The sequence below is a fragment of the Thioalkalivibrio sp. K90mix genome (assembly GCF_000025545.1).
In the GTDB taxonomy this organism is placed as follows: Bacteria; Pseudomonadota; Gammaproteobacteria; order Ectothiorhodospirales; family Ectothiorhodospiraceae; genus Thioalkalivibrio.
Genome location: NC_013889.1, coordinates 1,267,963 through 1,281,874 on the forward strand (window position 1 = coordinate 1,267,963; position 13,912 = coordinate 1,281,874).

The window sequence follows — 13,912 nt, forward strand, 5'->3', positions numbered from 1 at the left end:
GATGGGTTGGTCGAACGAGAACAAGCCGGGCTGGGAGCGCGAGACGCTGGAGCGTCTGGTCCAGGCCCAGGTGGTGGAACAGCGGCGTGCCCGGCGCTGGGGAATCTTCTTCAAGCTGCTGCTGTTCATCTATCTGTTCGCCCTGCTGGTTCTGGTGCGGGGCGGCGATATGGGCTTGACCGCCTGGTTCGAGGACGACCGCGAGCCCGAAGAGCACGTGGCCGTTGTCGAGGTCGACGGACTGATCGCGTCGAGTGCTCGGGCCAACGCGGAAGAGCTCAACAAGACCCTGAAACGGGCGTTCGAGGCGGATGGCACTCGCGCCGTGATGCTGCGCATCAACAGTGGGGGCGGGAGTCCGGTGCAGGCCGCCGCGATCCATGACGAGATCCTGCGGCTGAAGGACGAGCACGAGGACATCCCGGTCTATGCGGTCGTCACCGATATCGGGGCCTCGGCCGCCTACTACATCGCCGTGGCGGCCGACGAGATTTACGCCAGCCAGGCCAGCATGGTCGGTTCGATCGGGGTGCGCCTGGACAGCTTTGGCGTGGTGGATCTGCTGGAGAACATTGGTGTCGAACGGCGGCTGTTCACCTCCGGGGAGAACAAGGCCCTGCTGGATCCGTTTCTGCCGCTCGACGAGGGTCACGTGAGCCATATCCATGACCTGATGGACGGGCTGCACCAGCAGTTCGTCGATGTGGTCCGCCAGGGGCGGGGAGATCGTCTGGCCGAAAACGAGGAGCTGTTCGACGGCCTGATCTGGACCGGTCAACGCGCGGTGGATCTGGGCCTTATCGATGGTCTGGGGACGGATCAGTCGGTCGCACGCGACGTGATTGGTGTCGAGAAAATGGTGACCTTCAAGCCGCGCCGCAGCGCCCTGCAGCTTCTGTTCGAGGACCTGGGCATGTCGGCGCTGCAGAGCTGGCTGGCGATGGAGACCAAGCCCAACTGGCGCTGAGCCGGCAAAACAGGCGGGGTGACGCCTGTTTCCGTCCGGACTAGCTGTCCAGCCGCGTCACGCGGGCGATGATCCCGACGACCGGGTGGTCCAGGTAGAAGAGCTGGCTGCCGGAGTTCATGCGCTGGTGGCCGCGCACGGCCACCCCGAGCGGTTCGGCCCCGTCACGGTCGATGTGATAGATGAGGTCGGTCTCCAGGTGGAGGAAACGCCCGACCCATACCCGTAGCCGGCCCTCCAGTTCGTAGCGGTCTTCGTCCACTACGATCGGCTGCGCTGCGGTGGTGGAATCGCCAAACACAGCCTGACGCGCCCCAAGACGGCGGCCCTGCTGCACCTTGAGCCAGGGGGTGGCGCTATGATCGCGGCCCAGCTGATCCCAGGCCAGACGCGCGATCACACGCCCGGTGCCGGAGTCTTCGACCCGACTGGCCGCCCGTTGCAACTCGAAGCCGCGCCGAGAATCCTGATAGATGCGCCCACCCAGTTCGGATCCTGCCAGGTTGGGTTCGCGCACGGAGGCGATCTCCTCCTGCAGGCGCCGGCTCTCCGCGGTCGTGTGCTCGAAGATGACCAGCTCGATGCGGTAGCGGCGGCCGACCTGGGCGGTGGCCGTTGTCCCAAGCCCGAGTAGTGGCAGGAGGGCGAGGCTGCTGACGAGCCTGCGGCGGTTCGGGTCGGGGCGATTGGTGTTGGCGGGCATTCAGGCGGCCTGTTGTTTCGGGCTGATGGTATGGATCAGACGCTGGACGGCCTGAGAGCGAGCCTCCAGAGTCTCCATTTCGGCATAAAAGCGGAAAGCCTTCTGGCCATCCAGTTTGTAGGCATTCGGGTCGGATTGCACCAGTTCGATCAGGGCGGCGATATCGATTTCGGGATTGGGTCCAAAAACGAAGCGTCCGCCGGCCGGGCCCAGTTCCAGTTTGCGGATCCCCAGCGGCGTCAGCTTGAGCCGCAGGCGGGCCGCCTCGAACAGGGCCTTCGCCGGATCGGGCAGCAGGCCGAAACGATCCACCAGTTCCACCTCCAGTTCGCGCAGTGCATCGCTGTTCTCGGCGCTGCTGACGCGCTTGTAGAGGATCAGGCGTGTGTGCACATCCGGCACGTAGGCATCCGGGAGCAGGGCGGGCAGCCCCAGCTCGACCTCCGTTCCGGGGGTCTCCGGGGTCTCCAGTTCGGGCATCTTGCCGGAGCGCAGGGCGTTGACCGCGCGGTTGAGCAGGTCGTTGTACATCGAGAAGCCGACTTCCTGGATCTGGCCGCTTTGCTCGTCACCCAGCAACTCGCCAGCGCCCCGGATCTCGAGGTCGTGGCTGGCGAGCGTGAAGCCCACGCCGAGATCCTCCAGCGAGGCGATCGCCTCCAGGCGCTTGCGCGCGTCGGCCGACATGGCTTTTTCCGGCGGCGTGACCAGGTAGGCGTAGGCCCGGTGGTGGGAGCGCCCGACGCGGCCGCGCAGCTGGTGCATCTGGGCGAGGCCCAGCTTGTCCGCGCGATTCATCACGATCGTATTTGCGGTGGGTACATCGATGCCGGTCTCGATGATGGTGGAGCAGACCAGGATGTTGTAGCGCCGATGGTAGAAGTCGAGCATCACCTGTTCGAGTTCGCGTTCGCGCATCTGGCCGTGGGCGATACCGATGCGGGCGCCCGGCAGCAGCGCACGAATCTGTTCCGCCATGCGTTCGATGGTGTTGACCTCGTTGTGCACGAAGTACACCTGGCCACCGCGGCGAATCTCGCGCAGGCAGGCCTCCTGGATGATCGCGTCGTTCCACTCGTTGACGAAGGTCTTGATTGCCAGGCGTTCGCGCGGCGGGGTGGTGATCACCGAGAGGTCGCGCAGCCCGGACAGGGCCATGTTCAGCGTGCGCGGGATCGGGGTTGCGGTCATGGTCAGCATGTCGACCTCGGCGCGCAGTCTCTTCAGCGCCTCCTTGTGGCGCACGCCAAAGCGTTGTTCCTCGTCCACGATCACGAGCCCGAGGTTGGAGAAGTCCAGGTTCGACTGCAGCAGCTTGTGCGTGCCGATCACGATATCGACCTTGCCTTCCTTCAGCCCTTCCAGCACGGCGGCCTGCTGCTTGGCACTGCGAAAGCGCGACAGGGACTCGATGCGGACGGGCCAGTCGGCGAAGCGGTCGCTGAAGTTCTGATGGTGCTGCTGGGCGAGCAGGGTGGTCGGGACCAGCACGGCCACCTGGCGATTGTTCTGCACGGCGACGAATGCGGCGCGCATCGCGACCTCGGTCTTGCCGAAGCCGACATCGCCGCAGATCACGCGGTCCATCGGCCGCGTGTCAGCCATGTCGGTCAGTACCGCGTCGATTGCCTGGAGCTGATCGGCGGTTTCCTCGAACGGGAAGGCAGCCGCAAAGGCGTGATACTCGGGGGTCTCGGTCGCAAACGCCGTCCCCTGCTTGGCGGCGCGCCGAGCGTGGACCTCCAGCAGCTCGGCGGCGACATCGCGCGCCTTCTCGGCGGCCTTGCGGCGGGCGCGGTTCCACTGCTCGCTGCCCAGCCGGTGGAGCGGGGCGTGTTCCGCATCGGCGCCGGTGTAGCGGCTGATCAGGTGCAGCGAGGAGACCGGGACATAGAGCTTGGCTCCGTCGGCGTATTCCAGCGTCAGGAACTCTGACGGCTGGCCACTGAAATCCAGCGTCTGGAGGCCCAGATAGCGGCCCACGCCCTGTTCTTCGTGGACGACCGGGGCCCCGATTGTCAGGTCGCTGAGGTTCTGGATGACGGCGTCGGCATCGCGGGTGGGGCGGCTGCGTCGGCGGGATTGCCGCGCGCGTTCGCCGAGGATCGCGGACTCCGGCACGAGCACGATCCCGTCCGGCAGCCGGAACCCCTCGCTGAGCGCACCGACGGTCACGCTCAGGCCGGGCTCGCCCTCCAGGAAAGCCTCCCAGTCATCGACCGCGTGATGCGGGATATCCTGCTCGCGCAGCAGGGTCAGCAGGGCCTCGCGCCGTCCGGCGGACTCGGCGGTGAGCAGGACTCGTTCCTGTTCCCCGACAAAGTGCTTCAGACGTTCGGCAGGGGCATCCTTGCCGTGTTCCATTCCCAGTTCGGGGAGGGGATCACAGGTGAAGGGCACAGTCCGGCCACGGTCCGCCGGGAGCGGCTGCGGCGGCTCGCCGCCCAGGGCAATGCCGGCGCGGGCACGCAGGGCCTCGTTCAGGGCCGACTCGTCGAGATAGAGGCGCTCCGGCGGCAGCAGGGGGCGTTCCACCTGATGGCCCAGCTGCTCGAAGCGGTCGGCGATCTCGCGCGCATACTCCTGCGCGGCGTCGGCGATATTGCCGACCTGCACCACCCGAGCCTGAGGGGCGTAGTCGAATACGCTGTCCATGCCCTCGAAGAACAGGGGCAGGTAGGCCTCGATGCCCGGGGGCACCAGGCCTTCGCTGATGTCCCGGTAGATCGGGTGGCGGCTGGGGTCGCCGCTGAACTGCTCGCGGTAGCGGGTGCGGAACGCGCGGATGGAACCCTCGTTCAGCGGGAACTCGTGGCTGGGCAGGATCTCGACGCGCTCGACCTTTTCCGTGGAACGCTGGGTCTCCGGGTCGAAATGGCGCAGTGAGTCGATCTCGTCGTCGAGAAACTCGATGCGCACCGGTTGTTCGGCCCCCATCGGGAACAGGTCCAGGATCTCCCCGCGTGCGGCAAACTCGCCGCGGCTGATGACCTGGTTGACCGCGCTGTAGCCGGCCTCGGTCAGGCGTTCCCGCAGCTGCATGCGGTCCAGACGCTGGCCACTGCGCAGCGAGAGGCCCTGGGTGGTCAGCCAGTCGCGCGGGGGCAGGCGCTGCATCAGCGTGGAGACCGGGATCAGGATGATCCCGCGCTCCAGCGAGGGGAGGTGATACAGCGTACGCAGTCGTTCGGAGATGATGTCCTCGTGCGGCGAGAAGACATCAAACGGCAGGGTCTCCCAGTCGGGGAGACGCATGACCGGCAGGTCGAGCCCGGCACCGAAAAACTCCCACTCCTCTTGCCAGCGGTCCGCGGCCTCGTTCGACTCGACGACGACCAGCAATGGCCACTGCGCCGATGCGGCGGCGCGTGCGAGTGCCAGTGGAGCGGCCGAGGCATTGAGCCCCGACCAGATCTCGAAGCCGTCGCCGGGAAAGCGACCGGGGTTTAGCGGGTTGCGCGGCTGTTCGGACATGCAGTGTCGACGATCCGGGAAAACGGGCCGGCATTATACGGATTCGATCCTGTTTGCGGCGGAACCCCGTCGGGAAGGCGCTGAATTAGCAGGTAGCGGTCAGTCCGCGCGGTCGATGTAGCGCTTGAGGATCGGGCCGTAGGCGTCGATGCGCCGGTCACGCAGAAAGGGCCACATGCGCCGGACCGTCTCGGTGCGGCCCAGATCGAGGGTGGCACGGAGGATCTCGGGCTGCCCCTCGCTCGCCTGCGCCAGAAACTCGCCCTGCGGGCCCACAACGAAGCTGGTGCCCCAGAATTGGGCCCCTGGACTGGTCTCTGACGGATCCGCTTCGTGCCCGGTTCGATTGCAGGCGAGGACCGGCAGGTTGTTCGCGACCGCGTGGCCGCGCTGGACGGTGATCCAGGCCTCGCGCTGGCGGGTCTGCTCGTCCGCCTCGTCGCGCGGGTCCCAGCCAATGGCGGTCGGGTAGATCAGGCACTGGGCCCCGGACAGGGCCATGATGCGCGCGGCCTCCGGATACCACTGGTCCCAGCAGACCAGCACGCCCAGCCGGCCGACCGAGGTGTCGATCGGGGCGAACCCGGTATCACCCGGGGTGAAGTAATACTTCTCGTAATAGCCGGGGTCGTCCGGGATGTGCATCTTGCGGTACAGGCCGGCCGGGTGGCCATCGGCTTCGAAGACGATCGCGGTGTTGTGGTACACGCCGGCGGCGCGGCGCTCGAACAGCGAGGTGACGAGCACTACGCCGTTGTCGCGGGCGATCTGTCCCAGGCGCTTGGTGGACGGGCCGGGAATGGGTTCGGCTCGATCGAAAACGTCCGGATCCTCGGTCTGGCAAAAGTAGGGTCCGGTATGCAGCTCGGCCAGCACGACCAGGCGCGCCCCGCCCGTCGCGGCATCGGCCACGGCCTGTGCGGTCGCGTCCAGGTTGGCCGCGACGCTCCCGGCGTCGCGGTGCTGGATCAAGGCCACGGGAAGGGTATCGGTCGTCATCGCAGATCAGTCTTCCGGGATGCCAAGGGCGCCTTTGGGATACTGCATGGTCAGGCAATGCAGGCTGCCACCCTGCCGGATGATGGCCCGGCAGTCGATTTCCACGATCTCGCGCCCCGGAAAGGCCTCGGTCAGACGGTCAAGTGCGATGGCATCGGCGGGATCGTCGTAGGCCGGCATCAGGACCGCATCGTTGAGGATCAGGAAGTTCGCGTAAGTCGCCGGCAGGCGCTGGCCATCGGGGCCGTGTTGCGGGCGAGGCCAGGGCAGGGGAATCAGCCGGTAGGGTACGCCGGAGGCCTGACGCAGCGAGCGCAGCTCCTCCTCCATGGCCGCCAGTTCGCCGTGGTGCGGATCGTCGGGGTCGTCGCACTGGACATAGGCGATCGTGTCCGGGCTGCAGAAGCGGGCGAGGGTGTCGATGTGGCTGTCGGTGTCGTCCCCTTCAAGGTGGCCATGTTCCAGCCAAAGGACTCGTTGCGCACCCAGGTGCTCGTGCAGACGGCGCTCGATCGCGGCCTTGTCCAGGTCCGGGTTGCGTGTGGGCTGCAGCAGGCATTGAGCGGTGGTCAGGAGGGTGCCGTCGCCGTCGGACTCGATGCTGCCGCCCTCCAGCACCATTGCGATGGGCTCCGGCACGTTCGGGCCGAAGACACCCTGCTGGGCCAGGGTGGTGGTGATCGCGTTGTCATGCTCCGCAGGGAATTTCCCGCCCCACCCGTTGAAGGTGAAATCGAGCAGGCGGGGCTGCGGCCCTTCCAGTACGGTGATCGGCCCATGGTCGCGAGCCCATGTGTCGTCGGAGTCGGCCAGCGCGAACCACAGACGGTCGTTGCGGATGGCGGCCTCGACCAGAAATCCGGAGATCTCTTCGATGTGTTCCGGGTCGCGGGCGACGATCACCACCGGCTCGAAACGGCTGATCGCAGCCGCGAGGGTGGCAAAGACAGGGTGGACCTGGTCGAGTTCTCCGGCCCAGTCGGTACCGCTATGCGGCCAGGTGAGCTGAACACCGGCCTGCGGTTCCCACTCTGCTGGTAGACGCCGGGTATTGGGGGAAGGTGTGCCGCCCGTCACGGCCGACGCGGGGTCTGGTCGCCGTGCACGATGCTGTGCAACACGTATTCGCCCTCGAACACGACCGAGAAATCACTGTAGTCCCAGCGAGTGATCGGCGGATCACCGACCGTGGGGTGGCGCTGGTTCGGCTCGCCATGACGACTGCGTACCCCGGATTGGCTCTGGCCACGGGCCGGGAGCCCTTCACGGGTTTGAACTTCGAAGTCTCCGCCTGTGCCCCGCAGGATCTCGGCCTGCGCATCGTTGACGGGCAATGAGGCCAGTCCCGTGGTCGTGGCCAGAACCGCGGCGGCCGCGACGGCGAGAAGGCCGCGCGGGCGGGTGAGCGTTGGCTTTGCATGATTCCCTTGCATGAGACGAATCTCCGATGGCTCGCGGACGATAAGGCACATGGTAGCGTCATCCTGTTGGCTGTGCCTCCCATGGTGAACGTCTGTGCCATCGGGGATAGGCGCGCCCGTGTAACTCTGGCATGATTTCTCGATGTTCCGCCCGCTCCCGCTCGCCATTGGTCTGCGCTATACGCGCGCCAAGCGGCGTAATCACTTCATCTCGTTTATCTCGGTCGTCTCGATCCTCGGCCTGGTGCTGGGCGTGATGGCACTGATCACCGTGCTCTCGGTGATGAACGGCTTCGAACGGGAGCTGCGTGACCGCATCCTGGGTATGGCGTCGCACGCGACCATCCAGGACGTGAATGGCGGTCTGCGCAACTGGGAGTCACTGAAGGAGCAGGTCGAGACGATCGACGAACGGGTGCTGGCGGTCGCGCCGTATGTGCAGGGCGAGGCGATGCTCAGTGCGACCGGGAACATCTCCGGTGCGCTGATCCGCGGGGTAGATCCGGAGGCCGAGGAACGCGTGGCGCGGATCGGCGAACACATGACCCAGGGCCGGCTCGGGCAACTCGAACCCGGTGCCTACCGAATTGTGCTGGGCCGCGAGCTGGCAGCAGAACTGCGGGTGCGCGTGGGTGACTCGCTGATCCTGATGGCGCCACAGGCCTCGGTCTCGCCAGCGGGTGTAATGCCGCGCATGCGACGATTCGAGGTGGCGGGAATCTTCGAGGTCGGGATGTACGAATACGACCGCGGGACGGCCTTCATTCACCTGCAGGACGCCCAGGCGGTCTTCCAGACGGGCGAGAGCGTCACCGGCCTGCGCCTGCGCCTGACGGACATGATGCGGGCGGGTGTGGTCTCGCGGGAGGTGGCCAGTCAGCTCGACGGGTTGTTCCGGGTGTCCGACTGGACGCGCCAGCACGCCAACCTGTTTCGGGCGATCCAGATCGAGAAGATGGTGATGTTCATCATCCTGTCCCTCATTGTCGCGGTAGCGGCTTTCAATATCGTTTCCACGCTGATCATGCTGGTGACCGACAAGCAGGGGGACATCGCGATACTGCGAACCCTTGGGCTGTCCCCCTCGGGGGTCATGCTGGTGTTCGTGGTCCAGGGGGTCGTGATCGGCGCGATCGGCATCTTGCTAGGCTCGGTCGCCGGCGTCGCGCTGGCGCTCAATATCGACGTCGTGGTGCCCTTTATCGAACGCGCAATGGGCATCGAGTTTCTCGCGGCAGATGTCTATTACATCAGTGACTTGCCATCGGAACTGAAAGCATCCGATGTCTTTCGGGTGGGCGGGATTGCGTTCTTGCTGACCGTCGTGGCGACGCTGTTCCCGGCCTGGCGGGCGGCCCGTACACAGCCGGCGGAGGCCCTGCGCCATGACTGAGACTGTGCCTGTACTGGAGGCCGTGGGGGTCGAGCGGCGCTTCCGCGATGGCAAGCTGGACGTGGCCGTGCTGCAGGGCGTCGATTTTCGCCTGGAGCGGGGCGACCAGACGGCGATCATCGGTGCCTCGGGTTCCGGCAAGAGTACGCTGCTGCATCTGCTCGGGGGACTGGATCGCCCCACGGCGGGCGAGGTTCGGCTGCTGGGGCAGGAGTGGTCGCGCATGGGCGAGGCGCGCCGGGGGCGAATGCGCAACCAGCACCTCGGGTTCGTCTACCAGTTCCATCACCTGCTGCCGGAGCTGACGGCGGTCGAGAATGTCGCGCTGCCTCTGCTGATCCGGGGGACCTCCAGCCGTCGGTCGCGCCAGGAGGCAGAGCACTGGCTCGGGCAGGTCGACCTCGGGCACCGTGGTGCGCACAAGCCGGCCGAGCTGTCGGGGGGCGAGCGCCAGCGCGTGGCGATCGCGCGGGCGCTGGTGACGCGGCCGTCCGCGATTCTGGCCGACGAGCCCACCGGGAATCTGGATCAGGAGCGCGCCCAGCATGTGTTCGCGCTGCTGCGCGAGATGAACCGTTCGACCGGCACCGCGCTGGCACTGGTGACGCATGACATCACCCTCGCGCGCGAGCTGGATCGGTCGGTACAGCTGGTCAAGGGGCACCTGGAGCGCGAGCACTTCCACGGCCAGCTGGCCGACGACTGATCCGTCCGCTCGGGAGCGCTGGGTAAAGCCTTGCGAAGTTGCGGTCAGCCCTTGGCGTGCGTCGGCTACCGGCCCGAATCGTCTTTTTCCGCTTTTTCCCTTTCCCGCTCCTGACGCAACCGCCGCAACGCGCGACGGGTCCGCAGGCGCTGTACGACATTCACGCGCCACAGCACACGCACCAGCAGATATCCGGAGAGGCTGGCCAGCGTCGCGAAGAGCAGGCTGCCGAGCAGTAGCGGCTGCCAGATGGTCAGCAGCTCGGTACTGAACCATTCCCAACTCCAGTCGAGATGCACATCGCGGGGCGGCTCACCCAGCAGCTTGCGGCCGACGGTATAGGCCATATACAACATGGGAGGCATGGTGATCGGGTTGGAGATCCAGACCAGGATCACCGAGATGGGCAGGTTGACGCGCACAATCAGCGCGACAATCGCGGCGACCAGCATCTGCATAGGGATAGGCAGGAAGGTCACGAACAGCCCAACGGCAAACGCACCAGCCACGGAGCGGCGGTTCAGATGCCACAGATCCGGAGACCGCAGGCGCGGCCCCAGTGGGGAGAGTGCGCGATGGCCGCGCACGCCCTCCATGCCGGGGAACAGCCTTCTGATGATGTGCTTCGCCATGTCTGTGGGTATCTGTCGGACTCTCGCAGGCCCAATCCTGGGCGTGCATCCTACCTGCTAGGACTGGGCCCTGGGGAGAGGATTCCAACTCTTCCTGGACGGGACCGTGCGCCATGATGGTCGCGGTGCTGGGTCTGATCGCCGGTGTGTGGGGGTTGCACCAGCTCCCCGTCCTGCCTGTCTTGCTCGAAGGTCCATTGAGAGTGTTCCTGCCTGTCGCTGGCGCGCTGGTCGCACTTGGCTGGGTCCAGGCGGCTCGGCGAGGTTCTCCTTTCACGTGGTTGCCAGCAGCCTCGCTGGGGTTGCTCGCGGGCGTGTGGCTGGCACTCCCGCATGCGACGGACTGGTCGGGCAAGGTCGTGGGTCCCGAGTGGTCGGGAGTCGAGGTCTCGGTGCGGGCACAGGTGGTCAGTTTGCCGGAGCACGGGGAGCGGCGCAGCCGGTTCCGGGTTGGGGTGTCGGAGATCGAGCAGGGCAGCCCGGGGCTGGAGCTTGAAGGCCGCGAGTTGTGGGTGAGCACCTTCCCCGCGCGGCCGGCGATACAGGTGGGTGATTCGCTGCGGCTGGACTTGCGATTGCGTGGTGTCGACGGCCCCCGCAACCCCGGGGGATTCGATGCCGCAGGCTGGTTCTACCGCGAGGGGATGCACGGCAGCGCCGTTGCGCGTTCCGTTACCCCACTGGCAGGCGTGCACGAGGGGGCCAGGGGCCGCGTGGTCATGCACCGCCTTCGGGCCGCAATGCAGGCACGTCTGGAGCGCGCGGCACCGGATTTGCGTCACCCGGGCCTGGTGCAGGCGCTGGTCATCGGCAATCGTCAGGCCATGACCGAGAGTGAATGGCAGGCCTTTCTACACACCGGGACGAATCACCTGATGGCGATTTCCGGGTTGCATGTGGCCCTGGTGGCGGGGTTTGCCGGCGGCATTGCCGGATGGTTGTGGTCCGGGGTGGCCGTTATAAGACGGCTGCGGCGCTGGCTGTTCATGGGTGTGGTCGGGCTGGTGGCCGCCACGGGCTATGCGGTACTCGCCGGTTTCAGCATCCCGACCCAAAGGGCTTTGCTGATGCTGATTGCGCTCACGCTTGCGGTGCTGTCGCGTCGCGAGGGTGTTGCCTGGCGCGCCCTGGCCCTTGCCGCGGCCATGGTGCTGATTGTGCACCCACCGAGCGTGCTGGCCCCGGGGTTCTGGTTCTCGTTCGGCGCGGTGGCCGTGATCCTGCTGCTGTTGCAGGGTCGGGTCGGGACGACCGGCTGGCGCGAAGGCCTGCGCATCCAGGTCGTGCTGGCGATTGCGATGCTGCCGCTCAGTCTGGCCTGGTTCCAGCTGGGCTCCTGGGTCGCACCCGTGGCCAACCTGGTCGCGGTGCCGATGGTGACGCTATTGATCTTGCCGTTGTTGCTGGTCGGTGCCTTGCTCGCGTGGGGGTGGCCGGCCGCAGGTGGCTTGTTGTTAGGCATTGCGGATGGCCTGTTGGCACTGCTGGTGATGACGCTCGAGGCACTGGCAGGGATCCCTGTCCTGGTGGACCAGCGCCATGTGCCGGTGGCCGCGTCCCTGCTGGGCGGGGTGGCTGTTTTCCTGGCCTTGCAGCCGCTCGCCCGGCGATTGGCGCCCTGGATTGCAGTGGCTGCGATCGCCCTGGTCGCGCCGTTGCGCCCGGACTTTGCGGCCGGGCAGTGGCGCGTTCAGGTCCTGGACGTTGGCGCCGGGCAGGCCACCATCGTCGAGACCCGACGACACGCGCTGTTAATTGATGCGGGTCCGGGCCGGGAGGGCGGCTTCAGCGCGGGTGACCGGATTGTGGTGCCGGCCTTGCGGGCGGGCGGCATCCGCTCCCTGGGCACGCTGATGGTGACGCACGAGCATGCCGGGCACGCCGGCGGCGTGGCGGCAGTCCGGGAACAGATCTCGGTGAGGCGCACGCTGCGGCGCACCCCGGTGAGCCATGGCACTGACGAACGTTGCGAAAAGGGGGATCAGTGGAACTGGGACGGTGTGCGCTTCGAGGTACTCCATCCGCCGCCGGGCTGGAATGACGACTCGTCCGCGTCCTGTGTGCTGAAGGTGGAGGGGGCGGACGCGACCCTGCTGGTCATGGGCGGGCTGGATGGTCTCGGCGAGGCCGTGATGCGTCGGGGCACCGCAGGATTTGCGGTTGACTTGCTGGTAGCGCCGAGGACTTCCAACCCGCGCGCCCTGCAGGACGACTGGCTGGCGCAATTCCCGCCCGGTCAGGTTTGGGCTGCGACGACTGCCGAGGGTGCCGGTTTGCCCGACGAGGCACGGAAACGGCTGGAGCTAAGCGGTATTCCCCTGTACGAGACTGGGCGCAGCGGGGCGCTGGTCACGAGCAGTACCCAACTCGACAGCGCTCCGGCGACAGGCCGTCCGCGGCTGCGATTCTGGCATCCAATAAGCCCTGACCGAAATGAGCCCTGATAGAATAACGCCATGACCGAACACCGCTCCGACACGATCCGCCCGATTCGCTTTGAAGACGGCAACCTCTATCTGCTCGACCAGCGCCTGTTGCCGGGCGAGGCCGTGCGCCAGTGCTACACCGATGCCGGCGAGGTGGCGACCGCGATACGCGACATGGTCGTGCGCGGTGCGCCCGCCATCGGGATCACGGCCGCGTTCGGGGTCGTGCTGGCCTGCCAGAAAGCCCGGGGGCGGGACGACTGGCGCGAGCGCGTGGCCGCGGACATGGATCGCCTGCGGGCCTCGCGGCCCACGGCGGTGAATCTGTTCTGGGCACTGGACCGCATGGCCCGGGAGGTCGATGGCGCCCCGGATCCGGAGGCCGCCATTGAGGCGGCTACGACCGCGGCCCGGCAGATGCTGGACGACGACATCGCGGGCAACCGTCGCATGGGGCGGCACGGGGCTTCCTTGATTGAGCCGGGACATGCGGTGCTGACCCACTGCAATACGGGTTCGCTGGCCACCGGGGGCTATGGCACGGCCCTGGGGGTGATTCGCGCGGCCTGGGACGAGGGTCGGGTGACCGAGGTCTTTGCCGACGAGACACGCCCGTGGCTCCAGGGGAGCCGGCTGACCGCCTGGGAACTCGTGCATGACGGTATCCCGGTACAGCTGCTGTGCGAAGGGGCGGCCGCCAGTCTGCTGCGTTCCGGACGCGTCGGCTGGGTGATCGTGGGTTCCGACCGCATTGCGGCGAACGGCGATGTGGCGAACAAGATCGGCACCTATGGGCTGGCCCTCCTGGCCCGTGCCCACGGCGTGCGCTTTATGGTCGCGGCCCCGTTGTCGACCATCGACTTCGACATGCCGGACGGGGAGGGTATCCCGATCGAGCAGCGCGCCGAAGACGAGGTTTTGGCGCTCGCCGGGAAGCGCGTGGCCGCGGACGGCGCCCGGGCCTACAACCCGGCGTTCGACGTCACGCCGGCGCACCTGGTCGACGCGATCGTGACCGAGCACGGTGTGGTCGAGGCGCCGGATCGGGACAAACTGGCCGCCCTGCGGCGGAAAGCCGTCGCTGGAGAGCCTGTTGTGGAGGGCTGACAGCGCCGGATCACGGTGTTTCACAGTGGTGCACCCCGGCTGAGAGCTACGGAGGGGCGATTTCAGGCCCATTTGCTAGGTCCC

Annotated in this window: 11 protein-coding genes; 5 read left to right on the plus strand and 6 right to left on the minus strand. The window is 66.9% G+C overall.

The genetic code is table 11. The annotated features are described in order from the left end of the window. Position 1: 1 nt before the first annotated feature. Positions 2–967 (plus strand): S49 family peptidase, encoded by a 966-nt coding sequence (locus TK90_RS05995; protein WP_012982592.1) that lies wholly within the window; start codon positions 2–4, stop codon positions 965–967. A gap of 40 nt (positions 968–1,007) precedes the next feature. Here TK90_RS05995 and TK90_RS06000 read toward each other — a convergent pair whose 3' ends face one another. The 5 genes from TK90_RS06000 to TK90_RS06020 form a co-directional block, all read right to left on the minus strand. Further along, entirely contained in the window at positions 1,008–1,670 is a 663-nt protein-coding gene (locus TK90_RS06000; RefSeq protein WP_012982593.1) for a CsiV family protein, read from the minus strand. Beyond that, complete coding sequence (mfd, locus tag TK90_RS06005; RefSeq protein WP_012982594.1) at positions 1,671–5,144, minus strand: transcription-repair coupling factor; 3,474 nt, start codon at positions 5,142–5,144, stop codon at positions 1,671–1,673. Positions 5,145–5,243: 99 nt separating this feature from the next. Continuing rightward, on the minus strand, positions 5,244–6,143 hold the full coding sequence (locus TK90_RS06010; protein WP_012982595.1) for a carbon-nitrogen hydrolase: 900 nt from the start codon (positions 6,141–6,143) through the stop codon (positions 5,244–5,246). Between the two features lie 6 nt (positions 6,144–6,149). Next, complete coding sequence (locus TK90_RS06015) at positions 6,150–7,220, minus strand: agmatine/peptidylarginine deiminase (protein WP_012982596.1); 1,071 nt, start codon at positions 7,218–7,220, stop codon at positions 6,150–6,152. Next, positions 7,217–7,615 carry a hypothetical protein gene (locus TK90_RS06020; protein WP_012982597.1) on the minus strand — a complete coding sequence of 133 codons (399 nt, stop codon included), beginning with the start codon at positions 7,613–7,615 and terminating at the stop codon, positions 7,217–7,219. The genes TK90_RS06015 and TK90_RS06020 overlap by 4 nt, the downstream gene beginning before the upstream one ends. A gap of 91 nt (positions 7,616–7,706) precedes the next feature. Here TK90_RS06020 and TK90_RS06025 point away from each other — a divergent pair, with 91 nt between their 5' ends. Together TK90_RS06025 and TK90_RS06030 are read left to right on the plus strand one after the other, a co-directional pair. Continuing rightward, entirely contained in the window at positions 7,707–8,957 is a 1,251-nt protein-coding gene (locus TK90_RS06025) for a lipoprotein-releasing ABC transporter permease subunit (RefSeq protein WP_012982598.1), read from the plus strand. After that, entirely contained in the window at positions 8,950–9,663 is a 714-nt protein-coding gene (locus TK90_RS06030) for an ABC transporter ATP-binding protein (protein WP_012982599.1), read from the plus strand. Before TK90_RS06025 ends, TK90_RS06030 begins: the two co-directional genes overlap by 8 nt. Before the next feature lie 65 nt (positions 9,664–9,728). Here TK90_RS06030 and TK90_RS06035 read toward each other — a convergent pair whose 3' ends face one another. Continuing rightward, entirely contained in the window at positions 9,729–10,295 is a 567-nt protein-coding gene (locus TK90_RS06035; RefSeq protein ID WP_012982600.1) for a DUF2062 domain-containing protein, read from the minus strand. Positions 10,296–10,408: 113 nt separating this feature from the next. Between TK90_RS06035 and TK90_RS06040 the strand changes: the two genes are divergently transcribed. Both TK90_RS06040 and mtnA read left to right on the plus strand, forming a co-directional pair. Further along, positions 10,409–12,739: a DNA internalization-related competence protein ComEC/Rec2 gene (locus tag TK90_RS06040; protein ID WP_012982601.1), complete on the plus strand. Its 2,331-nt coding sequence runs from the start codon at positions 10,409–10,411 to the stop codon at positions 12,737–12,739. 12 nt (positions 12,740–12,751) lie between these two features. Further along, positions 12,752–13,828 (plus strand): S-methyl-5-thioribose-1-phosphate isomerase, encoded by a 1,077-nt coding sequence (mtnA, locus tag TK90_RS06045; RefSeq protein WP_012982602.1) that lies wholly within the window; start codon positions 12,752–12,754, stop codon positions 13,826–13,828. Positions 13,829–13,912: the final 84 nt, after the last annotated feature.